Origin of the sequence: Salipiger sp. HF18 (genome assembly GCF_011806505.1) — a bacterium.
Classification (GTDB): Bacteria; Pseudomonadota; Alphaproteobacteria; order Rhodobacterales; family Rhodobacteraceae; genus Salipiger; species Salipiger thiooxidans.
This window is the reverse complement of record NZ_JAATOS010000945.1, coordinates 1-681: the sequence shown is the minus strand read 5'-3', so window position 1 is coordinate 681 and position 681 is coordinate 1. Positions and strand designations below refer to the sequence as shown.

The window sequence follows — 681 nt, the reverse complement described above, 5'->3', positions numbered from 1 at the left end:
CATGGCGACGCTGCATCTCGGACAGATCCTGAGCTTCGACGGCTCGCCCTTCGACGAGGGCCACGACGCCGTCTGGCACGAGCGGCGCGGCGGGCTGGCGGTCGAGGATGGCAAGGTTCTGGCGCTCGGCCCCGCCGACGCGATGCGCGCCTCGCACCCGCAGGCCGAGGTGGTGGATCATGGCGAGGGGCTGATCCTGCCGGGCTTCGTCGACGCCCACGCCCACTACCCGCAGACCGGCATGATCGCGAGCTGGGGCAAGCGGCTGATCGACTGGCTGAACCACTACACCTTCCCCGAGGAGATGCGCTTTGCCGATCCCGCCTACGCGCGGGACGTGGCGGCGCGGTATCTCGACCTGCTGCTGGCCCATGGCACGACCTCGGTCTGTTCCTACTGCACCATCCACCCGGCCTCGGTCGACGCGCTCTTCGAGGCCGCCGAAGCGCGCGGAATGCGGGTCTTCGCGGGCCGCACCTGCATGGACCGGGACACCGCGCCCGAGGGGCTGCGCGACACCGCCCAATGCGCCTATGACGAAAGCCTCGCGCTGCTGCGGCGCTGGCACGGCACCGGCCGCGCCTCCTACGTCATCACGCCGCGCTTCTCGCCCACCTCGACCGTGGCGCAGCTCGAGGCGCTGGGGGCGCTCTGGGCCGAGCATCCGGATTGCCTGATGCA

The 681-nt window shown here is 71.1% G+C and carries 1 protein-coding gene; it reads left to right on the top strand.

The genetic code is table 11. The annotated features are described in order from the left end of the window. Position 1: 1 nt before the first annotated feature. Positions 2-681 (top strand): amidohydrolase family protein (locus tag HC022_RS28170; protein WP_167454557.1); only part of this gene is annotated, 680 nt, incomplete at its 3' end.